General features: G+C 63.3%; 22 protein-coding genes. 17 read left to right on the forward strand and 5 right to left on the reverse strand.

All coding sequences use genetic code 11. The features are described 5' to 3' along the window. Positions 1 to 66 precede the first annotated feature (66 nt). A complete protein-coding gene (locus PLO63_06030) occupies positions 67 to 693 on the reverse strand; it encodes a glycine zipper domain-containing protein (protein ID HOI73692.1) in 627 nt (208 codons plus the stop codon). 450 nt (positions 694 to 1,143) lie between these two features. Here PLO63_06030 and PLO63_06035 point away from each other — a divergent pair, with 450 nt between their 5' ends. From PLO63_06035 to PLO63_06065, 7 genes are all read left to right on the forward strand, one after another. Beyond that, on the forward strand, positions 1,144 to 1,950 hold the full coding sequence (locus PLO63_06035) for a crotonase/enoyl-CoA hydratase family protein (GenBank protein ID HOI73693.1): 807 nt from the start codon (positions 1,144 to 1,146) through the stop codon (positions 1,948 to 1,950). A gap of 97 nt (positions 1,951 to 2,047) precedes the next feature. After that, complete coding sequence (locus PLO63_06040; GenBank protein ID HOI73694.1) at positions 2,048 to 2,785, forward strand: MBL fold metallo-hydrolase; 738 nt, start codon at positions 2,048 to 2,050, stop codon at positions 2,783 to 2,785. 59 nt (positions 2,786 to 2,844) lie between these two features. Next, positions 2,845 to 3,657: a Yip1 family protein gene (locus PLO63_06045; protein ID HOI73695.1), complete on the forward strand. Its 813-nt coding sequence runs from the start codon at positions 2,845 to 2,847 to the stop codon at positions 3,655 to 3,657. Between the two features lie 196 nt (positions 3,658 to 3,853). Continuing rightward, on the forward strand, positions 3,854 to 4,435 hold the full coding sequence (locus tag PLO63_06050) for a TetR family transcriptional regulator (protein HOI73696.1): 582 nt from the start codon (positions 3,854 to 3,856) through the stop codon (positions 4,433 to 4,435). Continuing rightward, the gene (locus PLO63_06055; GenBank protein ID HOI73697.1) at positions 4,432 to 4,950 is read left to right on the forward strand and encodes a hypothetical protein; all 519 of its coding nucleotides are present in this window, start codon (positions 4,432 to 4,434) and stop codon (positions 4,948 to 4,950) included. Before PLO63_06050 ends, PLO63_06055 begins: the two co-directional genes overlap by 4 nt. Positions 4,951 to 5,079: 129 nt before the next feature. After that, positions 5,080 to 5,331, forward strand: coding sequence for a hypothetical protein (locus tag PLO63_06060; protein ID HOI73698.1), 252 nt, complete (start codon positions 5,080 to 5,082; stop codon positions 5,329 to 5,331). Beyond that, positions 5,328 to 6,893: a hypothetical protein gene (locus tag PLO63_06065; protein HOI73699.1), complete on the forward strand. Its 1,566-nt coding sequence runs from the start codon at positions 5,328 to 5,330 to the stop codon at positions 6,891 to 6,893. Before PLO63_06060 ends, PLO63_06065 begins: the two co-directional genes overlap by 4 nt. Before the next feature lie 60 nt (positions 6,894 to 6,953). Here PLO63_06065 and PLO63_06070 read toward each other — a convergent pair whose 3' ends face one another. Further along, on the reverse strand, positions 6,954 to 7,796 hold the full coding sequence (locus PLO63_06070) for an HDOD domain-containing protein (GenBank protein ID HOI73700.1): 843 nt from the start codon (positions 7,794 to 7,796) through the stop codon (positions 6,954 to 6,956). A gap of 287 nt (positions 7,797 to 8,083) precedes the next feature. Between PLO63_06070 and PLO63_06075 the strand changes: the two genes are divergently transcribed. Further along, positions 8,084 to 9,244: an MBL fold metallo-hydrolase gene (locus PLO63_06075; GenBank protein ID HOI73701.1), complete on the forward strand. Its 1,161-nt coding sequence runs from the start codon at positions 8,084 to 8,086 to the stop codon at positions 9,242 to 9,244. 19 nt (positions 9,245 to 9,263) lie between these two features. On the opposite strand, the gene PLO63_06080 is transcribed toward PLO63_06075, so the two are convergent. Genes PLO63_06080 through PLO63_06090 form a run of 3 tightly spaced genes read right to left on the reverse strand, consistent with a single transcriptional unit; the run spans position 9,264 to position 12,647 of the window. Continuing rightward, positions 9,264 to 9,983 (reverse strand): AAA family ATPase, encoded by a 720-nt coding sequence (locus tag PLO63_06080; protein ID HOI73702.1) that lies wholly within the window; start codon positions 9,981 to 9,983, stop codon positions 9,264 to 9,266. Further along, positions 9,974 to 10,672, reverse strand: coding sequence for a class I SAM-dependent methyltransferase (locus tag PLO63_06085; protein HOI73703.1), 699 nt, complete (start codon positions 10,670 to 10,672; stop codon positions 9,974 to 9,976). Before PLO63_06085 ends, PLO63_06080 begins: the two co-directional genes overlap by 10 nt. A 43-nt stretch (positions 10,673 to 10,715) precedes the next feature. Then, a complete protein-coding gene (locus PLO63_06090) occupies positions 10,716 to 12,647 on the reverse strand; it encodes an FAD-dependent oxidoreductase (GenBank protein ID HOI73704.1) in 1,932 nt (643 codons plus the stop codon). A 306-nt stretch (positions 12,648 to 12,953) separates the two neighbouring features. Between PLO63_06090 and PLO63_06095 the strand changes: the two genes are divergently transcribed. The 9 genes from PLO63_06095 to PLO63_06135 all read left to right on the forward strand — a co-directional run bounded on the left by PLO63_06095 (position 12,954) and on the right by PLO63_06135 (position 19,165). Then, positions 12,954 to 14,252 (forward strand): CsgG/HfaB family protein, encoded by a 1,299-nt coding sequence (locus tag PLO63_06095; GenBank protein ID HOI73705.1) that lies wholly within the window; start codon positions 12,954 to 12,956, stop codon positions 14,250 to 14,252. 450 nt (positions 14,253 to 14,702) lie between these two features. After that, a complete protein-coding gene (locus tag PLO63_06100; protein HOI73706.1) occupies positions 14,703 to 14,900 on the forward strand; it encodes a hypothetical protein in 198 nt (65 codons plus the stop codon). 96 nt (positions 14,901 to 14,996) lie between these two features. After that, positions 14,997 to 15,782: a DUF4388 domain-containing protein gene (locus tag PLO63_06105; protein ID HOI73707.1), complete on the forward strand. Its 786-nt coding sequence runs from the start codon at positions 14,997 to 14,999 to the stop codon at positions 15,780 to 15,782. Between the two features lie 129 nt (positions 15,783 to 15,911). Then, positions 15,912 to 16,283, forward strand: a complete 372-nt coding sequence (locus PLO63_06110) for a hypothetical protein (protein HOI73708.1) — start codon at positions 15,912 to 15,914, stop codon at positions 16,281 to 16,283. 20 nt (positions 16,284 to 16,303) lie between these two features. Then, a complete protein-coding gene (locus tag PLO63_06115; protein ID HOI73709.1) occupies positions 16,304 to 16,504 on the forward strand; it encodes a hypothetical protein in 201 nt (66 codons plus the stop codon). Between the two features lie 189 nt (positions 16,505 to 16,693). After that, positions 16,694 to 17,083, forward strand: a complete 390-nt coding sequence (locus tag PLO63_06120) for a roadblock/LC7 domain-containing protein (GenBank protein ID HOI73710.1) — start codon at positions 16,694 to 16,696, stop codon at positions 17,081 to 17,083. A gap of 74 nt (positions 17,084 to 17,157) precedes the next feature. After that, positions 17,158 to 17,775: a GTPase domain-containing protein gene (locus tag PLO63_06125; GenBank protein ID HOI73711.1), complete on the forward strand. Its 618-nt coding sequence runs from the start codon at positions 17,158 to 17,160 to the stop codon at positions 17,773 to 17,775. Next, on the forward strand, positions 17,775 to 18,923 hold the full coding sequence (locus PLO63_06130; protein ID HOI73712.1) for a hypothetical protein: 1,149 nt from the start codon (positions 17,775 to 17,777) through the stop codon (positions 18,921 to 18,923). The genes PLO63_06125 and PLO63_06130 overlap by 1 nt, the downstream gene beginning before the upstream one ends. A gap of 83 nt (positions 18,924 to 19,006) precedes the next feature. Beyond that, positions 19,007 to 19,165 carry a hypothetical protein gene (locus PLO63_06135; protein HOI73713.1) on the forward strand — a complete coding sequence of 53 codons (159 nt, stop codon included), beginning with the start codon at positions 19,007 to 19,009 and terminating at the stop codon, positions 19,163 to 19,165. Positions 19,166 to 19,181 lie beyond the last annotated feature (16 nt).

The following is a 19,181-nucleotide window of genomic DNA, read 5'->3' on the forward strand; positions in this document are numbered from 1 at the left end:
GGACTGCCCATCCGTTTCTCCGCTTCCGGATAAAAAAATCGAGGGGGCCGGCTTGAGCGACGGCCCCTATTGGACCGTATAGCCCCGTCCTTCCAGACAGGCGGACATGGCGCGCCGGAAGCGGAGCTCCTGTTCCCTGATCTGCGCGTTTTGCGCCTGGCGATCGCGGGCATGGGCCTCCTCGATCTGCCGGAGCTGCTCCTGCCGGGCCGCTTCGGACATCGCCCCGGCAAAGGCACCACCCGCCGCGCCGATCAGGGCCCCTCCGCCGGCGTGCCGGTGGCCGCCGATCAGGGCACCCAGAACCGCCCCGGCAATGGCCATGCGGATGGTCTCGAATCCCGGCGGGGGCAGCGGGACCACCTGGATGCGCTGTTCAATGGGAATGGACGAGCGTCCCGGGTCGAACGCAGTCTGCTTCACCGCCCAGTTGTAGCATTCGTAGTGGTCGCGGGATTGCTGCTCCTCCGTCTGGCCCTCTTTCGGATAGAAATAGACCTGGGTGAGGGGGGGCGTCTTCTGGGCCGCGGCCGTACTTTCCGGAGCAGCCGGTGATGCCTCGCGGTATGGCGCCTGGTGGTAGCAGGCGGACAGGGCGAGAACCAAAAGAAGGGCCGCCAGCACGAAACCGGTCCTGGAAAACCGCCGCCTCCATCCCCTCCTGACAGTCGCTGCCGAACGATCTGGCTTCATTTTCTTGCTCCTTCCGGAATGACCCCGCCGCCCCGATCGGGATGATTCGGCGGCGGGACCCTCTCTATTCGGGCGCATTCCTGCCGTAAAGATTGAACCTGTTTCATGAAAAAAGCAATCCGTATGCCAGGGCCGCATCGCCGCCATGCAATCGGTAGAGATCACTTGTATTTTATCGATTGAACGAGAAGCGGCGACGCGGAGCAAGGGGGATCAACAGGGTAAAAAATACACAACCCAGGTCCCGCGGATGTGCACAAAGTATACACTGCAACCGCTGGCGAACGCCCTTTGCAGGTCTTGCAAAAAGATGATTGAGCGGCTCTTGGGATTGGCATATGATGCGCGCCATGGAAAGGAGCACCGGCCGGTCCGCGGCGGTGCTCCCGGCAGTCAATCAAAGGCAGGCCCCGGAGTCGGGGCTGCAGCCTTTTCCAGGAAGGAGGATGTATGTCTGTTGACGATATTTTCAAGGTGGAAATGGACGGCCACATCGCCTGGCTGGTGCTGAATCGTCCGGAGAAGCGCAACGCCATGGGGTTTGCATTTTACCTCGGCCTGAAGGAACTGTTCACCCGTTTCGACCAGGATCCGAACGTGCGGGTCGTCGTGATCCGTGCCGAGGGAAAGAGCTTCACCGCCGGGACCGATCTGGCCGAACTGGGCGGCGCCTGCGCCGATCCAAGCACCGCCACCCGGGAAAAATTCCGCGGGATGATTCTCGAGGCGCAGGAGGGCATCAACGCCGTCGAGCTGTGCAGGAAGCCGGTCATTGCCGCCATCCACGGGCACTGCATCGGCGGCGGGGTGGATTTCGTCTGTGCCGCCGACGTGCGTTACGGAACCCGGGACGCCGTCTTCAGCATCCGGGAGACCCGGGTCGCCTTCATCGCCGACGTGGGCACGCTGCAGCGCATGCCCCATATCGTCGGGCACGGCTGGTTCCGGGAACTGGCGCTGTCGGGCCGGGATTTCGGCGCCGAGGAGGCCCTGAAGATGGGATTCCTCACCCGGGTCTGCGAAGACAAGGACGCCCTATACCGGGAAGCGGGCAAACTGGCCGCCGAGATCGCCGGCTGTGCCCCCCTGGCCGTGCAGGGCACCAAGGACGTGATCCTCTACAGCCGCGATCAGGGTATTTACCCGGGACTCCGGTACGTGGCCCAGAAGAACGCCGCCGTTATCCCGTCGGAAGACCTGCTCGAAGCCGTCACGGCCTTCTTCGAGAAGCGGCCCGCTGATTTCAAGGGGCGCTGAGGACATATAGACGATTCGGCTGTTTCCATTCCCGAGCGCATCGGGACGGACCGTAGACGGGCATCCGCCTCGGTCCCGTCCGGACAAGGAGGTCGTTATGGGAAAAGTATCCATCTTCTGTGCGGGCATGCTGATTTCCATGGCCATGGCCGCCGGTGCGGGCCAGGCCTTTGAAACCGATGTCTTCCCCACCGCGGAAGGCAACCTGACCATCACCTTCATCGGCCACGGAACCCTGATGATGTCCGTCGGCGGCAAGGTGATCCACGTGGACCCGGTTGGCCAGTATGCCGACTACGGCAAGCTGCCGAAGGCGGACGTGATCCTCGTCACCCATGAGCACTCCGACCACCTGGACCTCAAGGCTGTCGGCCTTATCAGCAAGGCCGGGACGGTTGTCGTGGCCAACGGGGCGGCCGGCCGGCAGCTCAAGGGAAGCATCGAAATGAAAAACGGCGACGTCCGGGACGCCGTGGGATTCAGGATCGAGGCGGTCCCGGCGTACAATCTGGTTCACATGCGCAGTCCCGGTGTCCCGTATCACCCGAAGGGCGTCGGAAACGGGTACGTCGTCACCTGCGGCGGCAAGCGGATCTACATCGCCGGCGATACGGAAAACACACCCGAAATGAAGGCGCTCAAGGGCATCGACATCGCCTTTCTGCCGATGAACCTGCCCTACACGATGACGCCGGTGATGGTGGCGGATGCCGCAAAGGCGTTCCGGCCGCGCGTCCTGTATCCCTACCATTTCGGAGGCACGACAACGGGCAAGCTGAAGGATCTGCTGAAAAATGAAAAGGATATCGAGGTTCGGATCCGGAAGATGAGTTGAAACGAAGGGTCGGACGGTCCGGACAGAGCAGTCTTGACATCATTGAAAAGGAGGATGGAATGGCAGACCAGAACATCAACGTAGCGGAGATCCCCCAGACGGCCCTGAAGGTCGTCATGTCTCCCGCGGCCTTTTTCCGGGAGATGCCCAAAACGGGAGGGTATGTCGAACCCCTGATTTTCATGGTTGCCATGGGCGTCATAAGCGGGCTTCTGCATGCCGTTTTCAGTTTCCTGGGACTGCAGTTCAAGGCGAGCATCGGCATGGCGCTCAGTTCCATTGTGATTTTTCCCATCGCGATCGCCGTCATGGGTTTCGTCGCCGCAGCCATCATGTTTGCCATCTGGAAACTCATGGGGTCCGAGGAGTCCTACGAGACGTCGTACCGCTGCGTGGCATATGTCTCGGCCCTCTCTCCCATCATGACGATCCTGAACCTGATTCCCTATGCCGGATCCGTCCTCTCCCTGGGGATCGCCTGCTACTACTACGTCATCGCCAGCGTGGAGACACACGGGATTCCCGCCCGAAAGGCCTGGATGGTGTTCGGCATCATCGCCATCGTCCTGGCCGTGATGAGCCTCTCCGGCCAGTACGCCGCCAGGAAGGCGCTCGTCGAGGCGGAGCGGCTGCAGAAGGAAGCGGAGGTCATGCAGAAGAAGTATATGGAGCAGGCAGAAAAACTGCAGAAGCAGGCGGAAGAGGCGGCCCGGGCCGCCCAGCAGGCCGCCGAGCAATCCGCCCGCGAGCCGCAGCCGGGAGGCCAGCCGGGACCCCAGCCCGGGATGACCGCGGAGCAGGCCAAAGAAATGCAGAAGGCCATGGAGGAGATGCGCAAGGCCATGGAAAAGCAGCAGCGGGAGTCGCGCTGATCCTGGGATGAGAAAAGGGGACGGGTTTCAGGCCCGTCCCCCCGGAAGATAGAAACAGGTCCGTTTTTCTCAAGCAGCATGAAAAACGGACCTGTTTTTTTATGGGAAACAGGATGGCCATAAACACCATTGTCGATTTCTATAAGTGCATAAAATAACGTTTGACATTATAGAATACATATTCTAATAAACGCCCATGGGACGCAAGGCACACTTTACAAACGACCAGTTTGTCGATGCCGCCCTCGCACTGATCGCCGAGGGGGGACCGAAGGCCGTGACCATCGCCGCCATAGCGGCGCGGATCGGGGCGCCCGTGGGCTCCGTGTACCACCGGTTTCAGTCCCGGGAGCGCATCCTGGCGGAGGCATGGCTGCACCTGGCCGAATCCTTCCAGGAAGGCTTCATCGCCCTCCTGGACAAGGACGACGCCGTGAACGCGGCGCTCTTCACCCCCCGCTGGGTCCGGCGTCATCCACGGGAGGCGAGGGTGCTGCTCCTGTACCGGAGGGAGGAGATGGTGGCGGGACCCTGGCCCCAGGAGATCCGGCGCCGGGCCGAAAAGCTGGAGGGGGATCTCCGGTCGGCCCTGGCGGCCTTCTCCCTCCGCTTCTTCGGATCGCCGGAGAAGGCCTGCATCCGGCGAACCGTTTTCGCGCTCATCGACGTCCCCCTGGCGGCGGTGCGCCGTCCCCTGGAAGAGGGCCGCCTGCCCGCGCCGGCGGTTCATGCCCTGATCCGGGAAACCTGTGAATCCATCATGAGGAGGAAACCATGAAGGTCCTGAACATCCACGAACGGAGCATGAAGGTGGAGCCCGCGGAGGCCGGGGGCGCCATTGACAGCCTGGCCGGACGGGAAGACTTCCTGTGGCCCCGCCACCGCTGGCCGGCCATGAAGTTTGACGGTCCCCTGGCCGTGGGCGCTTCAGGCGGGCATGGCCCGATCCGGTACTCCGTCTCGGAATACATCCCGGGGAGGCGGGTCGAGTTCCGCTTCAGCGGGGTGGGAGCAGTGGCGGGCCTGGACGGTCGCCACTTCTTCGAGGTCATTCCCCGGAAGGGCCATGTGGTGCTCCGCCATGTGGTGGATGCCGAGTGTGACTTCAAAAGCTGGCTGAGATGGCAGTTTCTCATCGGTCCGCTCCATGACGCCCTGCTCGAGGACGCCCTGGCCGGTGCGGACCGCAGGCTGGCCAACGGCGAGGCGAAGCTGCCGGACTGGAGCCCCTGGGTTCGGTTTCTCCAATGGAGGCTCAAAAAGAAGACGCAAAGAGCGGTTCCCACCCGCTGAGTCTCCCCATACTCCTCCCCCGGGAGAGAACGCCGCCTTCCTCCGGTTGACGGACCGCCGGAGGCGCGGTATCGTGACGCGCGGTTTCGGGATTCCATTCCGGGACCGACTCTTCTTCCGGGACGGGCCATGCCAAGTGTCGAGGAATTGATAAGAATCCGGGAGGCCGCCGAGTACGTCTGCAACGGCCTGATGTGCGGCTGCATCCAGATGTCCGTCGAGGCGAGCCAGGCCCACAAGGAGCTGGTGGACCGGTTCTTCTTCGATCATCCGGACTGCGTGGCCGGCGGCGAGTACGAGGAGGCCCGGCTCAACATTTTCCATTTCATCGACCTGGTCGACCGGGCGATCTCCGAGTGGAAAAAAGCGGGGCCGTCATGAAAACGTCGACCGCGGTGCTGACGGCACGCCTGGCCCGCGGGCCGGTACACCGGCTGGTGCCCGCGCCGGAGGGCGAGCTCATCGTCGTCTTCAACCCGCGGGTGGAGGCGTGGGTTTCGCGACGCCTGACGAAAGAGGCCCTCTGCGGGATCCGGCGGGAACTGGCCCCGTCCCTGGAAATCCCCCTGACGGCGGAGGGGTTTGCCCGGGCTGCCGACCGGAAGACAGGGGGGACGCGGGACGAGACGCACTACGACACCGTCTGGGTCCGCGACGCCGTGTGGGTCTTTTTCAGTCTCCGGGAACGTCCCGAAACGCGAAGGGACGCCAGGCGTCTTCTCCTGGCCCTGTGGGACTACTATGCCTCGCCGACCCAGGTCCGGCGGTTCGACGACGTCATCGCCCATCCACGCCTGGCTTCCGATATCATGCGGGTGCCCCGCATCCGCTTCGACGTCCACCCCCATGGTCCGGACGACGTCCTGGATGACGAAGGGCGGCCCCAGGTCTGGAACCACCGGCAGAACGACGCCCACGGCCTGTTCCTGATCGCCCTGGCGGACGCGGTCCGTCAGGGCCTGATCGTTGCCGAGGACCTGAACGAAGGCCGGGGAGGCGTCCTGCTCCGCTTCCCCGCCTTCTTTGCGCGGATCCGCTTTGCTTCCTGCGAGGACGCGGGGGCCTGGGAAGAGCTGGAGCGGCGGAACACCTCGAGCATCGGGCTGGTCACGCGTGCCATGGAGTTGTGGAGACGGTTGCTGTATGCCCGGGATGGAAACCGTGGCGAGGCCTTCCGTACCGGTTTCCGGCGGCTTTTCGATGCCTCCGGCCATCCGTGGAAGGAGGCATGGCAGGCGGAGTCCCTGGACCGGCTGATCACCCGAGGGATGAGGACCGTCCGGCGCCAGCTTGCGCTGGGAGGGGAGTCACCGGACTACGATCCATACGACGTCCGCTTCCGGAGGGCCGATGCGGCACTCCTGTTTCTCCTGGTTCCGTCGCCGCTGGAGGGGCTGCGGGAGAGGGAGCTCAGGCAGGCCGTCGCCATCGTGGAGACCCTGCGGAGACCCGCCGGAATTTTGCGTTACCGGAACGACAGCTACCAGTCGGGAAATTACTGGATCCGGCGTCCGGAGAAGAAAAAGGAAATACGGCGGGAAGGTGGCACGGAGGATGCCTCTTCCCGGGAGGCCTTCGTCCGGCGAGGGCAAAACCTGATCCCGGGAACCGAAGCCCAGTGGTTCTTCGACAGCCTCCTGGCGCTGGCCCGGCTGCAGCTTGCCTCGACAGCTCCGGAGGGGAGGCGGAGGGAGCAGGACCGCTTCCTGGCTGCGGTGCACCTGAAGCGGGCCCTCGGCCAGCTGACAGGGTCTTTCGACGGCGGGCCCGTCCTGGCGGCCGACGGGAAGGTCCTGGATTCGCTGCTTCCCCCGGAAAGCATCAACACGGTGATCCTGGGAAGGCGGTCCCACTGGCTTCCCTCCCCGATCACGCCGCTCAACTGGGCCAGGGCGGCCCTGGACATGGCCCTGCGCCGATTTGAGATGGAGGTCTTCCCTTAACCGTGCACCCGCCCGGCCGGACGGGGAACGGTTCACCGGCCTATTCCTCCATCCTGTCTGTCAATGATCGGAGGAGGATGGGATCCGGATGATATTGAGGCGGTCCTCCAGGCCGACGGCCCGGAACTTGTCGGCGACGATCGCCTCGAGGGTGCGGCTCGTGTCCGTCGCCGGCCGGGGGATCGTGCACATCAGGACGAGACGACCGCCGTACCGGTAGAAGCTGGCCTGGACCGCCTCGTGGGCCATGCGGACCGCGGAGGAAAGCGTCAGGTCCCGCTCGTCGAGGACCAGGGCGCGGGTACGGATCATGAACCGGACGTAGGCCGGCAGCCCGTAATATGCGGCAAGCCGCTCCCCGAGGTAGGGGTGGTAGGCGTCCATGAAGTCCTTGTCCAGAACCCCCCCCTCGTCTCCCACGGTTTTCCGGTAGACCAGAAGACCCTTCCGGCCCATCTCCAGGAGCATCCCACCCAGCTCCGCCTTTCGCACCGCCTCCTCCCGGAATCCCATCTGGACCGCCAGGATCTGTGCCATGACGGACGTGGCGTAGGAGCGGGCGAAGAGGAGCTCCAGTTCCTCGTCGCCCCGGCCGTGGTGAAGAACGGCAAGAGTAAGAATCAGGGCCTTGACGTGGTGGAGGCCAAGCCGATTGACGACTTCGAAGAACGTCTTGGCGTCTCCCCGGCGAAGTGTCCCGAGATAGACCGAGTTGGCGATGCTGAAGAGGGCGAGGGAGATTTCATCGCCGATCTTGCCCCGCAGGGCCTCGATCTCGTTCCGGGAGGCGTCGGGGTTGTCGAGGGTCTGGAAAATCTCCGGCTGGAGGAACCGGTCATGGATTGTGCCGGTGAGGGACTTCTCAACTTTATCGATCAACTCGAAAGCCTGGTCGGATACCATGGAGCGTTCCTTTCTCAGGAGAGATTCGGAGCCGATAGGGTCGGGAACGGTCTCTATTTCACTATTTCGGCACAATTAGCACGAAACTTGACCGGCGGCCATCCCCTCTCGGCCGAGTGGCCTCCGCCGGTCCGATGGTGCGGTCTCTCCGGGAGCCGGGTGGCCGACGGACCGATCACCCGTGAATGGCCGTTATTCCGCATCTTTCGGAGCGGATTCAAACACATTTGACATACGAAGTACGTTGACCTATTTTTCATTCTCAAAATTTCTGTTTCGGATGCAGTATGAAGATCGTGATGAAAAAGCGGGTTTTGTTCGTTGTCCTGGCCGTCCTGGCAGGCATCGTCCTTTTCGAGGCGGTCCGGGTCGAACCGGGTGTCACGGCAGCGGGGGATCGGAAGATCTCCGACCATTTCAACGGCGAGGTCTTTTTCAATCCGGCCGCGCCGGGTGAGGTGCCCCCCCTCCAGGGAGCGGAACAGAGGCGGGGCTTCTCCCGCTGGGTATGGCGCTGGATTTTCAGCGACGACTGGCCCCGCTGGCCGGAAATGGCCGCGGTTCCCGCGGGCCCTCCCCCGGCAACCCGCGTTTCGCGGGGGGATGTTGTCGTCACCCCCGTCGGCCATGCGACCTTTCTCATCCAGATGGACGGCCTCAACATTCTCACCGACCCGATCTGGTCGGAGCGGTGCAGCCCCGTCTCCTGGGCGGGGCCGCGCCGCTACCAGCCGCCGGGCATCCGGTTCGAGGATCTGCCGGCAGTCGATGTCGTCCTCGTGTCCCACAACCATTACGACCATCTCGACCTGCCCACGCTGAGGCGCCTGGCCGGCAAGGGCGTGCCGCGGGCGGTGACGAGCCTCGGAAACCGAGAGCGCATCCGGGAGACGGGCATCCCCGCCGTAGAGGAGATCGACTGGTGGGATATGGTCCGCCTCTCCCCGGAGGTCACCGTGACGATGGTTCCCGCCCGGCACTTCTCTTCCCGGACCCTCTGGGACCGCAACCGGACGCTATGGGGAGGCTTTGTCGTGTCCGGTCCGTCGGGCAACGTCTACTTCGCCGGGGATACCGGGTACGGACCCCATTTCCATGAAATCGCCCGCCGCTTCGGCCCCATCCGGATGGCGCTCCTGCCGATTGCGCCGTTCAACCCGCAGGCGTCGAAAGAGACGTCCCGCGTGCGTTTCGCGAGTGTACACATGGGACCCGACGAGGCGGTCCAGGCGCACCTGGACCTGGGATCCCGGGTGAGCATTGCTGCTCATTTCCGGGTTTTTCAACTGGGATGGGACGGCTTCGACGAGGCTCCGAACGGGGTCGCTGCGGCGCTTAAGGAGCGGGATCTCGCCCCCGCCTCGTTCATCGTGCCCGTGTTCGGACGGGCCGTCTCCGTTCCCGGCGAGACGAAACAGGCCGCAGCACGGACCCGCGAAGCCTCCTGACCCGAGCCGCCGGCGGCATTTATCCCCGATCCAGATACTTCTCTCTGTTGTCCATGAAGCTCCGGTACAGCCGGTAGTTCTCCGTGTCCTCGTAATTCACCGGTGCGATGGGGATGCGGTCGAAGCTGTAAATGACGGCCCCGGGGCAGGCCAGCAGGATCGGTGAGTGGGTCGCCATGATGAACTGGACGTTTCCGGCCCTGCCCGCGGCGGCAAGGACCTCCAGGAGCTCGATCTGGGAGCGGGGCGAGAGGGCCGTCTCCGGCTCGTCCATCAGGTACAGGCCGCGAATGGCATAGCGTGCGCGGAAAAAGGACATGACAGACTGACCGTGGGACTGGGTCAGAAACGAGCGGCCCCCCAGGTAATCCAGCTGGCCCGGGTCCGCCGCCGCCCACTCCTCGATGATCCTTGCGAAATCGCGGAAGACCGCCGCTCCGAAAAACGAGCCGGGCACGCGTCCATCCGTCCATTCCACCGAGATGTACTCGCAGAACTTCTTTTCGTAAGGGTTCCGCCGGATCCGCCTTCCCTCGACGGCCTGCCAGATGTGGATGCCCGAGCGCCGGGCGATGGCCTCCAGCAGGGTGGATTTGCCCGTCCCGTTTTCCCCGGTGAAGAGCGTAACGGGGGTCTCGAAGCGCAGGCCCGGCGTCTGCTGAAAAGCGGGGAGATGAAACGGGTAGGTGTCCCGCACCGGGTAGCGGTCCGGGTTGAGGGTGACGCTTTTCAGGTGCATGCGGGCTCCTTTTTCTTCCTGGCCTCGACGATGGCGTAGGGACAGGTCGCGGAGGTGGTGAGGACGATGGCTCCGAATCCTGTGCCGGCCGCCATGGCGGCAAGATCCCGGCCGGAGAAGCTCCCGCCGAAGATGATGTTCCGGAGACCCCAGAACAGCAGGGGATCCAGGGGGCGGTAGGGGCTCAGCCGCTTCATGTAGGCCCGGATCTCTCCGTCCGTCGCCTCCCGGTCCGTCTCGGACAGAATCATCCATCCCCCTGGACGCAGAACGCGATGGATTTCGGCCAGTCCCCGCCGCGGCTCCGGCCAGTGCTTGATGGACCCGACGGTGAGGGCGCCGTCAAAGGACGCGTCTGCAAACGGGAGACGCATGGCGTCGGCCTGCCGGAAGCTACAGTTGGCGATCCCCTTCTTCCGGCGGAGGCGCTCGGCGGAGCGGACCTGCGTGATGGAGTAATCGACGCCGGTGACCGTCGATTCCGGACAGGCCGCCGCCAGGTTCAGGGCGACGTACCCCCTGCCGGTTCCGACTTCCAGGCAGGAATCCCGGCAGCCGGCAGGCGCCCGCCTGGCGATGTCCTCAAACAGCTCGGCGTTCGCCCCGCAGATGTGGTGGTTGTAGACGGGGCCGAGGATGTCCCACATCCAGCGGGCGTCCCGGGCTTTCGTAAGGAGTTTTTTCAGCATGGTTTCCGCGCTGCCGTCCGGGAAGGTCCAGATCTTCAGATCTTTAGATCTTCAGGCCGACAGCCAGGCCTTCCTCCACGGCTTCCCGGATCATCCGGGGCCGGACGCAATCTCCGATGGTGTAGACCTCCGGGGCCGTTCCCCGGAAGGCCTCGATGACCGCCGGGTCGAGGCGGAGCCCTGCCGCGATGACCACGGCGTCCGCCTCGATGAATTCGGATTCCCCGTTCTTGTTCACCTTCACGCCCTGTGCGGTGATTTCCTCGACAGTCGTCCGGGTCTCCAGACGGATGCCCAGCATCTTCAGCATACCCAGGAAAAACGGCCGGTAGCTTGTAGCGACCGTCGGTGCCAGGCGCTCCAGCATTTCCAGGACGGTGACGCTCTCGACGCCCTGCTTCTTCGACACGAGGAACTCCGCCGTCTCGCACCCCACCAGGCCGCCGCCGACGATGACGACGCGGCCCCGGACGGTCTTCTTCCCGGTCAGGACGTCCTCGGCGGCCACGACGTGGGCCGCATCCACTCCCGGAATGTTCGGGACGATGGGGACGGCGCCCACGGCCAGGACCAGGACGTCGGGCTGTTCGTTTTTCACGGTCCCGGGATCCAGGGCGCATCCCAGCCGGAACTCGACGCCTGCCCCGGCGGCCCGCAGTGCCATGCTCCGGGTGAGGTTGGCGATCTCTTCCTTGTGGGGCGGCAGGCAGCCGATCCGCATCCATCCGCCCGGTTCCGGCTCCTTCTCGAAGAGGGTGACCCGGTGCCCCCGCCCGGCGGCCGCCATGGCCGCCTCGAGGCCCGCGGGTCCGCCGCCGGCCACGAAGACCTTTTTTGCGCGAACGGCGGGCGTCGCCGCGTGCAGCAGTTCCTTCCCCGTGCTCGGATTGACGGTGCACCCGGCGGAGGCCCCGCAGTGCGGGTCCTTGTAGACGACCATGATGTCGGACAGGCAGGTTCCGCAGGCGAGGCAGGGGACGATCTCTCCGGCGCGCCCTTCTTTTGCCTTGTTGGCAAAGTGCGGATCGGCGATCAGGGCCCGCCCCATCCCGACGAAGTCGGCGAGGCCGTCCGCCAGGATCCGCTCGGCCGTTTCCGGGTCGTTGATCCGGTTGGAGGCGATGACGGGAATGCCGACGACGCCCCGGATCTGCCCGGCCAGGGGGGCGAAGGCCCCCTTCGGCACGAAAGACGCCACGGTGGGAATGCGTGATTCGTGCCAGCCCGTATAGGTGTTGAGAAAATCGACGCCCGCCTGCTCCAGTTCCCGGGCCACGATTTTCGACTCCTCGATGGTGTGTCCCCCCGGCATCTGTTCCTCCAGGTTCAGGCGAATCCCCAGCGGGAAGTCATGGCCGACCTCCCGGCGGATGCGGGCGACGATCTCCAGGACGATGCGCATCCGGTTTTCCAGGCTTCCCCCGTACTCGTCCTCGCGCTGGTTCGTGATGGGCGACAGGAAGCGGTTCAGCAGGTAGCCCGCGCCGACGATGAACTCCACGGCGTCGAAGCCCCCTGCGCGAGCACGCCCGGCCGCCTTCCCGTAGTCGTCGACCAGCCGGTGGATCTCCTCGACCGTGAGGGCCCGCGGAGTTCCGCGCATCATCTGGTTCGGGACCGTCGAGGGGCCGATCAGCTCGGGCACGTCGTCCCGGAAGACCATGTGGTAGGAGGTGATGAGCTGGCAGGCGGCCTTCGCCCCGTGGGCCCGGATGGCCTCCGTGAGACGCCGGATTCCCGGCAGAAAGCGGTCGTCGAAGACGCCCGGTGCCATGTGCGATCCGGCGTACATGGGGGTGAAGGGAATGATGATCATGCCGGTGCCGCCCTTCGCCCGCTCGGCGAAATAGGCGATGAAGCGGTCCCCGACGGATCCGTCAGGCTCCGAGTAGCCCATCGTCATGGGGAGCATGACGATGCGGTTTTTGATTTCCAGGTTTCCGATGCGTCCGGGGGTGAACAGGTGCCGATACATTCCTTCTCCTTTCGAACAGGCCGTGACGGGCCTGACAGCGGCCCGGGAAGAGGTTCATCCGTGCGGCCGGCGGGTCTTCCCGGCCGGTATGGATTCCATACCTGAATCCGGGCCGGGCTTCAATCCCTGATGACATGCATGGACGCGATATCCAGGTGCCATCCGGCTGTCCGTGCACATACGGTGGATCGGAGTTGCTACCGCGGCCATAATCAGCATTGACACCCGCGGGCGGCTCTCTTACACTTCCCCGGCAGGCGGGATCTTGTCCTCCGCCGATTCTCCACCCTTCGCACAGGAGGCATCATGAACCGAACCGGAACCATGCTGAAGGCCGTACTTCCGTGCCTTGCCGCTGCTTTTTTCCTCATGATGTCTGTGTCAGAATGCAGCGCCTCCGGACAGGCACAGGCCTTCGGGGCCGTGCAGACCCTCCCGGCAACCGTGCGGTCGGTGGCCGGGAAGGAAGTGACCCTCGCCTGCCGGGCTCCGGAATGGAAACCCTCCGCAGATCCAGTCGAGCGCATCGTCCAGGATATCGCCCGGAAGACCCTCCTCCTGGAGGGCATGCCCATTGTGATCGGGGGAGAGAAAGGTACGATCCGGAGGGTTGCGGGAAACACAGTTGTGGTTGTCCTTGAAAAAGCAGCCGTCCTGAAAACGGGGGCAGGCCTTGTCATCGACGTTCCGAAGAAAAAAGTCGCCGTCGCCGAGATCGAGGTCCTGAGGGGTAACATCCGGGAGGCGGGTTCGATCCTGGCGGAAAAGCTGGGCACGGCCTTTGTCGAGGCGGGGTCCTTCGTCGTCGTGGAGAGGCAGAAAATCCAGGCCGTCATGGAAGAGATGAAGCTGGCCGCCTCCGGGCTCACGGAGATCCCGGCCCACGCCCGGTCGAGGCTCCTGGTGGCCGACCTCATCGTAACGGGGACGATGACGGAGATGCGCGATGCCTGGGAGGTCCACCTGAGGGCCATCAACGTGGCCACGGGCCAGGCGGTTGTCGCCGTCCAGGGGATGGTCCCGCTCTTCCAGGCCGAGGGAGGACGCGAGGCGAAGGCCCTGGAGGAGGACTTTGAATCGTATTCACCGGGATCCGTCGACTATTCGTGGCACATGGGAGCGTGGCGCAAAGGGGTGGGCAAAGCCGTCCTCGACACAACCGGCGGGGCCGGGGGGTCGAAAAAAGCGCTTCGCCTGGACTACAATTTCACGCACCCGTACGAGGGACCCGGATGCCCCTCCCTGTCGAACGTCCGGAAGCGGGACCTGTCCCTCTTCAAAGGGATCGAGTTCATGGTCCGGTCCTCCCAGCCTTCCCGCGCCTACGCGAACATCGACATCTCGGACCGCGAAAATCCGAGAATGCGGGACCGGTGGTCCGCCCGCTACCCCGTGGGGGAGCAGTGGCGGACCGTCCGGGTCCCCTTCGATCAGCTGAGCATCATCGTGGTCAAGGGCATCGAGGCCACCGGTTACCGGCACGGCCGGCAGGTCCTCGACCTGGGGCGGGTGGAGGCGATCCGGATTGGCGTATGTCCCTCGGACCTCGACGAACGCGCGGATAAAAAGGGATCCCTCTGGATCGACAACCTGCGCTTCTACTGAACGAAGCCGCATGAATGCATACGCGATGCGGCCGCTACCCGGTCCGTACGAGGCGACGGACCGGCCGCAGCCGGTGCGTCACGCGCCGCACACACCCATGTCACAGTCCGCACGGAGAAACCGCCGAAGGCCTTCCTGACGCCCTGACGGACCATCGCGATCCGGTTTTCCCAGCCTGTTCCTGTCTCTCCCAGGAGATTCCATCCGATTCCCGTTTTTTCCCATTCCTCTCTCCGACCCGCTGCGCCTTTATCTCCCTCTCGCCCGTCCATTCCCATGCCCCTGCCATGGCCTCCGCGAAGGCATCGGTATGACGACGATAGAAATGATATACGAATGTGATTTTCGTCACAGACAAAATCACGAATATCCGTACAATCCGGATCCACCAACCAGAATGGCCGGGGAATTCGGGAAGCGGAATGCCCCGGGCCGGATGCGGAGGAGACGGTGGGGGAAAAGCTGGTGCGCATCTATGAACTCGTTACCGAAAAAACCGGGCTGAAGGGACGGCTCGAACTTGCCGTGAGAACGGGGATATCTTTGAGTCAGGCAGTCGACGTGGAAGATACGGAGGAACTCGTTCACCGGTTCAAGCATGCGGCAAGCGACATCTACGATACGCTTTGCGGCAAGACCGCGCCGTAACGATTCGGTCAGGAGATGAGGCCAGTGGAAGGCGCCGCCAGGAGAGAACTCAGGTTGATCGTGCACAATGACGGTTCTTCGGAGACCCAGCCGCACGTGGAAAAACAGGGCTCAAAAGAGGAATTGCAGCGCTGGCCGATCTGCGGCCTTCCGGTGGCGAGTTTTCTCCAGGTCATCGCCATGGACCAGCAGACCTGCATCCTGGAAGTCTACCGGGACGCCGACCGGCAGGGACGCTTCTGTTTCGTTCAGGGAGCCCTCTACGATGCCGCCTGCGACGGCCTGGAGGCTGAAGATGCCGCCATGGAGATGGTCTCCTGGGAGAACGTCCGGCTCAACATCCGGAGGATTGTCGATGCCGGCGGTTTTACCAGGAAGATCGAGAAGAGCCTCATGTCGATCCTGATGGAGTCTTCGCGGCGGTGCGACGAGGCGGCCGGCGGGCGGGGTGCGGAGGCGGAGGATGCGGAAGCAGACGCCGACACCGACGCGGAAGCCCCCGGGATGGGGGAAGACCGTTTCAAGCAGTGCCTTCGGGTCGTTCGCGAGGACATGGGAGATGCGCTCCTGTCGGCAAGCATCGCGGACCTTGACGGCGGGACGGTCCTGGCTTCCCATCATGACCGAAAAACCCTGGGAACGGCCCAGCTGTTCATCCAGCTGACGGAATCCCTCCGGAGCGCTTTCGGACGGGATCCGGAACAGAGGGGGCTCGGCGGCCATTATATTATGAACCTCAGGGACGGGCTGACGCTCATGGTCCTTCTTTTCGACGGGCATCAACTGGGCATGCTGTTCGACAGCGCAAAATGCTCTCTGGGGCTGGTCCTGAACGCCATCGTTCCCAAGGCTGCCAGGACGTTTGAAGCAGGCGGTGATTGAGCGGTCCCGCCCCGGGGCGATCCGTCCGGATGAAGGATCCGTGAGCGGGGGACGGGACGGCATTCCCGAATCGACGGGAATCGGGGAATTGTACAGCAGGAGAATCCAACATTCTAAAGGGGAGGCGTAATGAACATACAGAAATTGAATGGTTGTCTGGAAGGCTTGAAGAAAGACCTGGGGGACGGTCTGCTTGCGTCGAGCATCGTCTCAACGGAGGACGGGCAGGTGCTGGTGGCGACGGAGCGGTCCAATACGGCCGGGGCCACGCTGCTCAATGAAATCACCGTGTCCATCCGGGAGGGCCTCAAGACCTACCCGGTGGAGCTGGGCCAGTACTATTATATCGACGTCGCCGGGAACATGGGCATCCTGGCCATCCCCTTCGGCGACTACCAGTGGGCGATCGTCGTCAACAAGAAACAGGTCAAGCTGGGGCTGCTTCTGAATATCGTTCTGCCCAGCATCATCAACGCATTCGAAGATGCGGTCGTTTCCTAGAGAGTCGAAAGGAAGGGGCGATGGGAGAAAAAATGGTCCGGATCTTTGAGATCGTCATGGAGCAGGCGGGTCTCAAGGGACGTATGGAGCTGGCGACCAGGACGGGGATTTCCCAGTCCATGGCGGCCCAGATGAAAGATACCGAGGAGATGGTGAAAAAACTGAAGGAAACCGCCAACCTGATCCTCGATCGGAGCAACCTGAACACCATCAGCCACTGATGCGCGCCTTTCCGCGGCAGGCCGCGGCACGGATGCCCCTGGGTGGAACGCTCCGCCCGCGGATCGTACCGCACACGGCCGACGCCGCGGCGGAGGGCGCCGACGGAACGGCCGCGCATCAACGAGAGTTGAGAGGATGATGGAGAAACGCATGCACGCGGGCGGCCACCGCCCGGGAAAGATGTCGCCATGAGCCTGATCCTCGGCAGTCAGCACCTCGACAGGATCCAGGATACCCTGCAGAAGAACCTGATCGGGTCGGGTGTCCAGAACACCATGCTGATCGATATGGCCGGCAACATCATCGTGACGGTCGACAACGGGCAGGCGACGCGGGACATGTATTCGCTGGCCGCGCTCGCTGCGGCCAATTTCGGCGCGATGTGCAGCATGGCCAGGATCGTCGGGGAGGAAGAATTCTCGCTCCTCTTTCACAAGGGGCAGAAAGAGAGCATCTATTTCAGCAGGGTGAACGAAGAGTTCCTGCTGGTCAACATCTTTGACAACGAGGTAACCCTTGGATTTCTGAGGCTGAAGATGGCCCAGGTCATCCAGGAATTGTCCCGGGTTCTGGATTAGGAAACAGGATCACCCGGCCGGACCAGGCTGGGCAGGCAAAGCGCGGAAGGTGTCGGGCAGGGAGGAAGCGGACGTTGGCATTCATCAACCTGAAGGATCGGGTCATCCAGGCCAAGATTGTCTATTACGGTCCCGGAAGATGCGGCAAGACGACGAACCTGGAATACATCTACAGCCGGTGCCGCGAGCAGATCAATTCCGAAATGGTGACGGTCAAGACGCAGGGCGACCGAACCCTCTTCTTTGATTTCTTTCCTTTCGACATCGGCAAGATCGCCGGGTACGACGTGAAAATCCAGTTGTACACCGTGCCGGGCCAGGTGAAATACAACTCGACGAGGCGGCTCGTCCTGAAGGGGGTGGACGGCGTCGTGTTCGTCGCCGATTCCGAAGCGGAGCGAAGAAACAAGAACGTGGCGTCCCTGATGAATCTCCAGGAGAACCTCGCCCTCTACAACAAGAACATTTTCGAGATGCCGCTGGTCATCCAGTACAACAAGCGGGACCTGGCAAAGCAGGGAATCGACGTGCTGGATGTCGAGACCCTGGACCGGGATCTCAACGGCGTATTGAAAGCGCCGTCATTCGAAGCCAGTGCCGTGGAGGGAGACAACGTCGTTGTGACCCTGAAAAAGATCATCTCGCTGACCATGGCCTCCCTGGAAAAGGAGCTGGAGAACGGGGATTGGTGATGAAAGAATCTTCATTCGTTCGGGAAGTGGAAAACCGCCTCGACGTCCTGTTCGGAATCGGCCTTGATTCCGTGGACCGCGGCCGGAATGCGGGACCGGATCCCGTCGATCCCAGGGCCATTCTGGATGGAATCAGCGCGGAGACTCCACTGGAGGCCGCAGGGGACGGGGATTCGGCGGCGGTTCCGGACATGATGGACGAGCGTCTGAGCGGCGATGCCGAATCCCCGGAGACGGATCGGGACAGGCGCTATCACATCCTTCTCGAGGTGGAAACGCCGGATCCGACTGCGGAATCCGGTGCCGCCCATCCCTGTCTCGAGGAAATCGAACCGGCTCCCGGATCGACGGACTCCGACGCGACCGAAGACGGAGACAGGCGTTTCGAGCAGATTTTCGGCGATATCGAGGCGGTTACACCGGCCCTGTTCTCGCCGGTCAAGACGCTGAAAAGCATCATTCTGTCGCTGGAATGGGAAATCAGCGATGCCATTCTGGGCAAGCTGGACAGGGAGCTGAACGGACTGCAGGAGCTGTACCGCCACGAGCGCACCGTTCTCGGCTTCCTCCGGATCCTTCGTTTCCTGGAGCGCTACATCCAGGTTAAACAGGGGGACTCCCACACGGAGTCGGTGAAGCTGCTGTTCTCCGTATATGACGACCTGGAACGGGTCGTCCTCTCGAAGGCCATGGCGGAGGAGTCAAAGCGGGCCGTCCTGGTGGCCGATATCGGGAAGTACAGGAACTGGGTGGAGAAGATTGACCTTTCCTCCTGCGCGGGGGCGGCCGCCGGGGAGGAACGGGTCCCTGTCGCCGGAGACAGCCGGGAGCCTGTGGCCGAGGTGGTTCCGGTGCCCGGACAAGAGGATGTCGGGCCCGCGGCGGCCGGCCTCCCGGTTTCCGTTGCCGCGCTGCTGACGACCGAAGAATGCGAATCGGAGCAACACCCCGAGAGGGAAGAAGATGCCGGTCCGGATTTCTGCGAGGCCGTGAAGGCCATGGACCCGCACGATGCCTTCGCATGCGCACTGGAGGAGATCCGGAGAGAGGTCCGGAAGATGATCCTGAGCGAGTTCGAAGTGCTGAGGGCGGAACTGGGGCTGGGGGGCAAAGGATCATCGCACCCGAAAGAAGGCACGGTCCTTTGACGGGGAAGCAGGGTCTGGAAAGAAAGGGGCCGGTCGCGCCGGCAGGCGAACCTTGAAATGCTGATGAAGAGAGTGGTCGAGACGTGATTGTCTTCTGTGAGGAGTGCGGGGAAAGAATCGTTATCGAACCCGACGAGATCAGGGAATCCGTCATCATCCGGGTCTGCAGGAAATGCAGCGACGTCATCCGGATCACCGTTCCGGATGCGGCCGTGCAGGGTATCAAGGCTATGAAGGCCTGAACGGCGGGCCGGGCGC

The organism is Syntrophales bacterium (assembly GCA_035363115.1).
Lineage (GTDB): Bacteria > Desulfobacterota > Syntrophia > Syntrophales > PHBD01 > PHBD01.

Bases quoted from the DNA above. Each gene is read 5' to 3' on its own strand.
- PLO63_06110 (HOI73708.1), top strand. From the start codon at position 15,912: ATGAACATACAGAAATTGAATGGTTGTCTGGAAGGCTTGAAGAAAGAC.
- PLO63_06120 (HOI73710.1), top strand. From the start codon at position 16,694: ATGAGCCTGATCCTCGGCAGTCAGCACCTCGACAGGATCCAGGATACC.
- PLO63_06040 (HOI73694.1), top strand. From the start codon at position 2,048: ATGGGAAAAGTATCCATCTTCTGTGCGGGCATGCTGATTTCCATGGCC.
- PLO63_06030 (HOI73692.1), bottom strand. From the start codon at position 693: ATGAAGCCAGATCGTTCGGCAGCGACTGTCAGGAGGGGATGGAGGCGG.
- PLO63_06080 (HOI73702.1), bottom strand. From the start codon at position 9,983: ATGCACCTGAAAAGCGTCACCCTCAACCCGGACCGCTACCCGGTGCGG.
- PLO63_06045 (HOI73695.1), top strand. From the start codon at position 2,845: ATGGCAGACCAGAACATCAACGTAGCGGAGATCCCCCAGACGGCCCTG.
- PLO63_06065 (HOI73699.1), top strand. From the start codon at position 5,328: ATGAAAACGTCGACCGCGGTGCTGACGGCACGCCTGGCCCGCGGGCCG.
- PLO63_06075 (HOI73701.1), top strand. From the start codon at position 8,084: ATGAAGATCGTGATGAAAAAGCGGGTTTTGTTCGTTGTCCTGGCCGTC.
- PLO63_06050 (HOI73696.1), top strand. From the start codon at position 3,854: ATGGGACGCAAGGCACACTTTACAAACGACCAGTTTGTCGATGCCGCC.
- PLO63_06035 (HOI73693.1), top strand. From the start codon at position 1,144: ATGTCTGTTGACGATATTTTCAAGGTGGAAATGGACGGCCACATCGCC.
- PLO63_06055 (HOI73697.1), top strand. From the start codon at position 4,432: ATGAAGGTCCTGAACATCCACGAACGGAGCATGAAGGTGGAGCCCGCG.
- PLO63_06095 (HOI73705.1), top strand. From the start codon at position 12,954: ATGAACCGAACCGGAACCATGCTGAAGGCCGTACTTCCGTGCCTTGCC.
- PLO63_06115 (HOI73709.1), top strand. From the start codon at position 16,304: ATGGGAGAAAAAATGGTCCGGATCTTTGAGATCGTCATGGAGCAGGCG.
- PLO63_06060 (HOI73698.1), top strand. From the start codon at position 5,080: ATGCCAAGTGTCGAGGAATTGATAAGAATCCGGGAGGCCGCCGAGTAC.
- PLO63_06130 (HOI73712.1), top strand. From the start codon at position 17,775: ATGAAAGAATCTTCATTCGTTCGGGAAGTGGAAAACCGCCTCGACGTC.
- PLO63_06070 (HOI73700.1), bottom strand. From the start codon at position 7,796: ATGGTATCCGACCAGGCTTTCGAGTTGATCGATAAAGTTGAGAAGTCC.
- PLO63_06090 (HOI73704.1), bottom strand. From the start codon at position 12,647: ATGTATCGGCACCTGTTCACCCCCGGACGCATCGGAAACCTGGAAATC.
- PLO63_06085 (HOI73703.1), bottom strand. From the start codon at position 10,672: ATGCTGAAAAAACTCCTTACGAAAGCCCGGGACGCCCGCTGGATGTGG.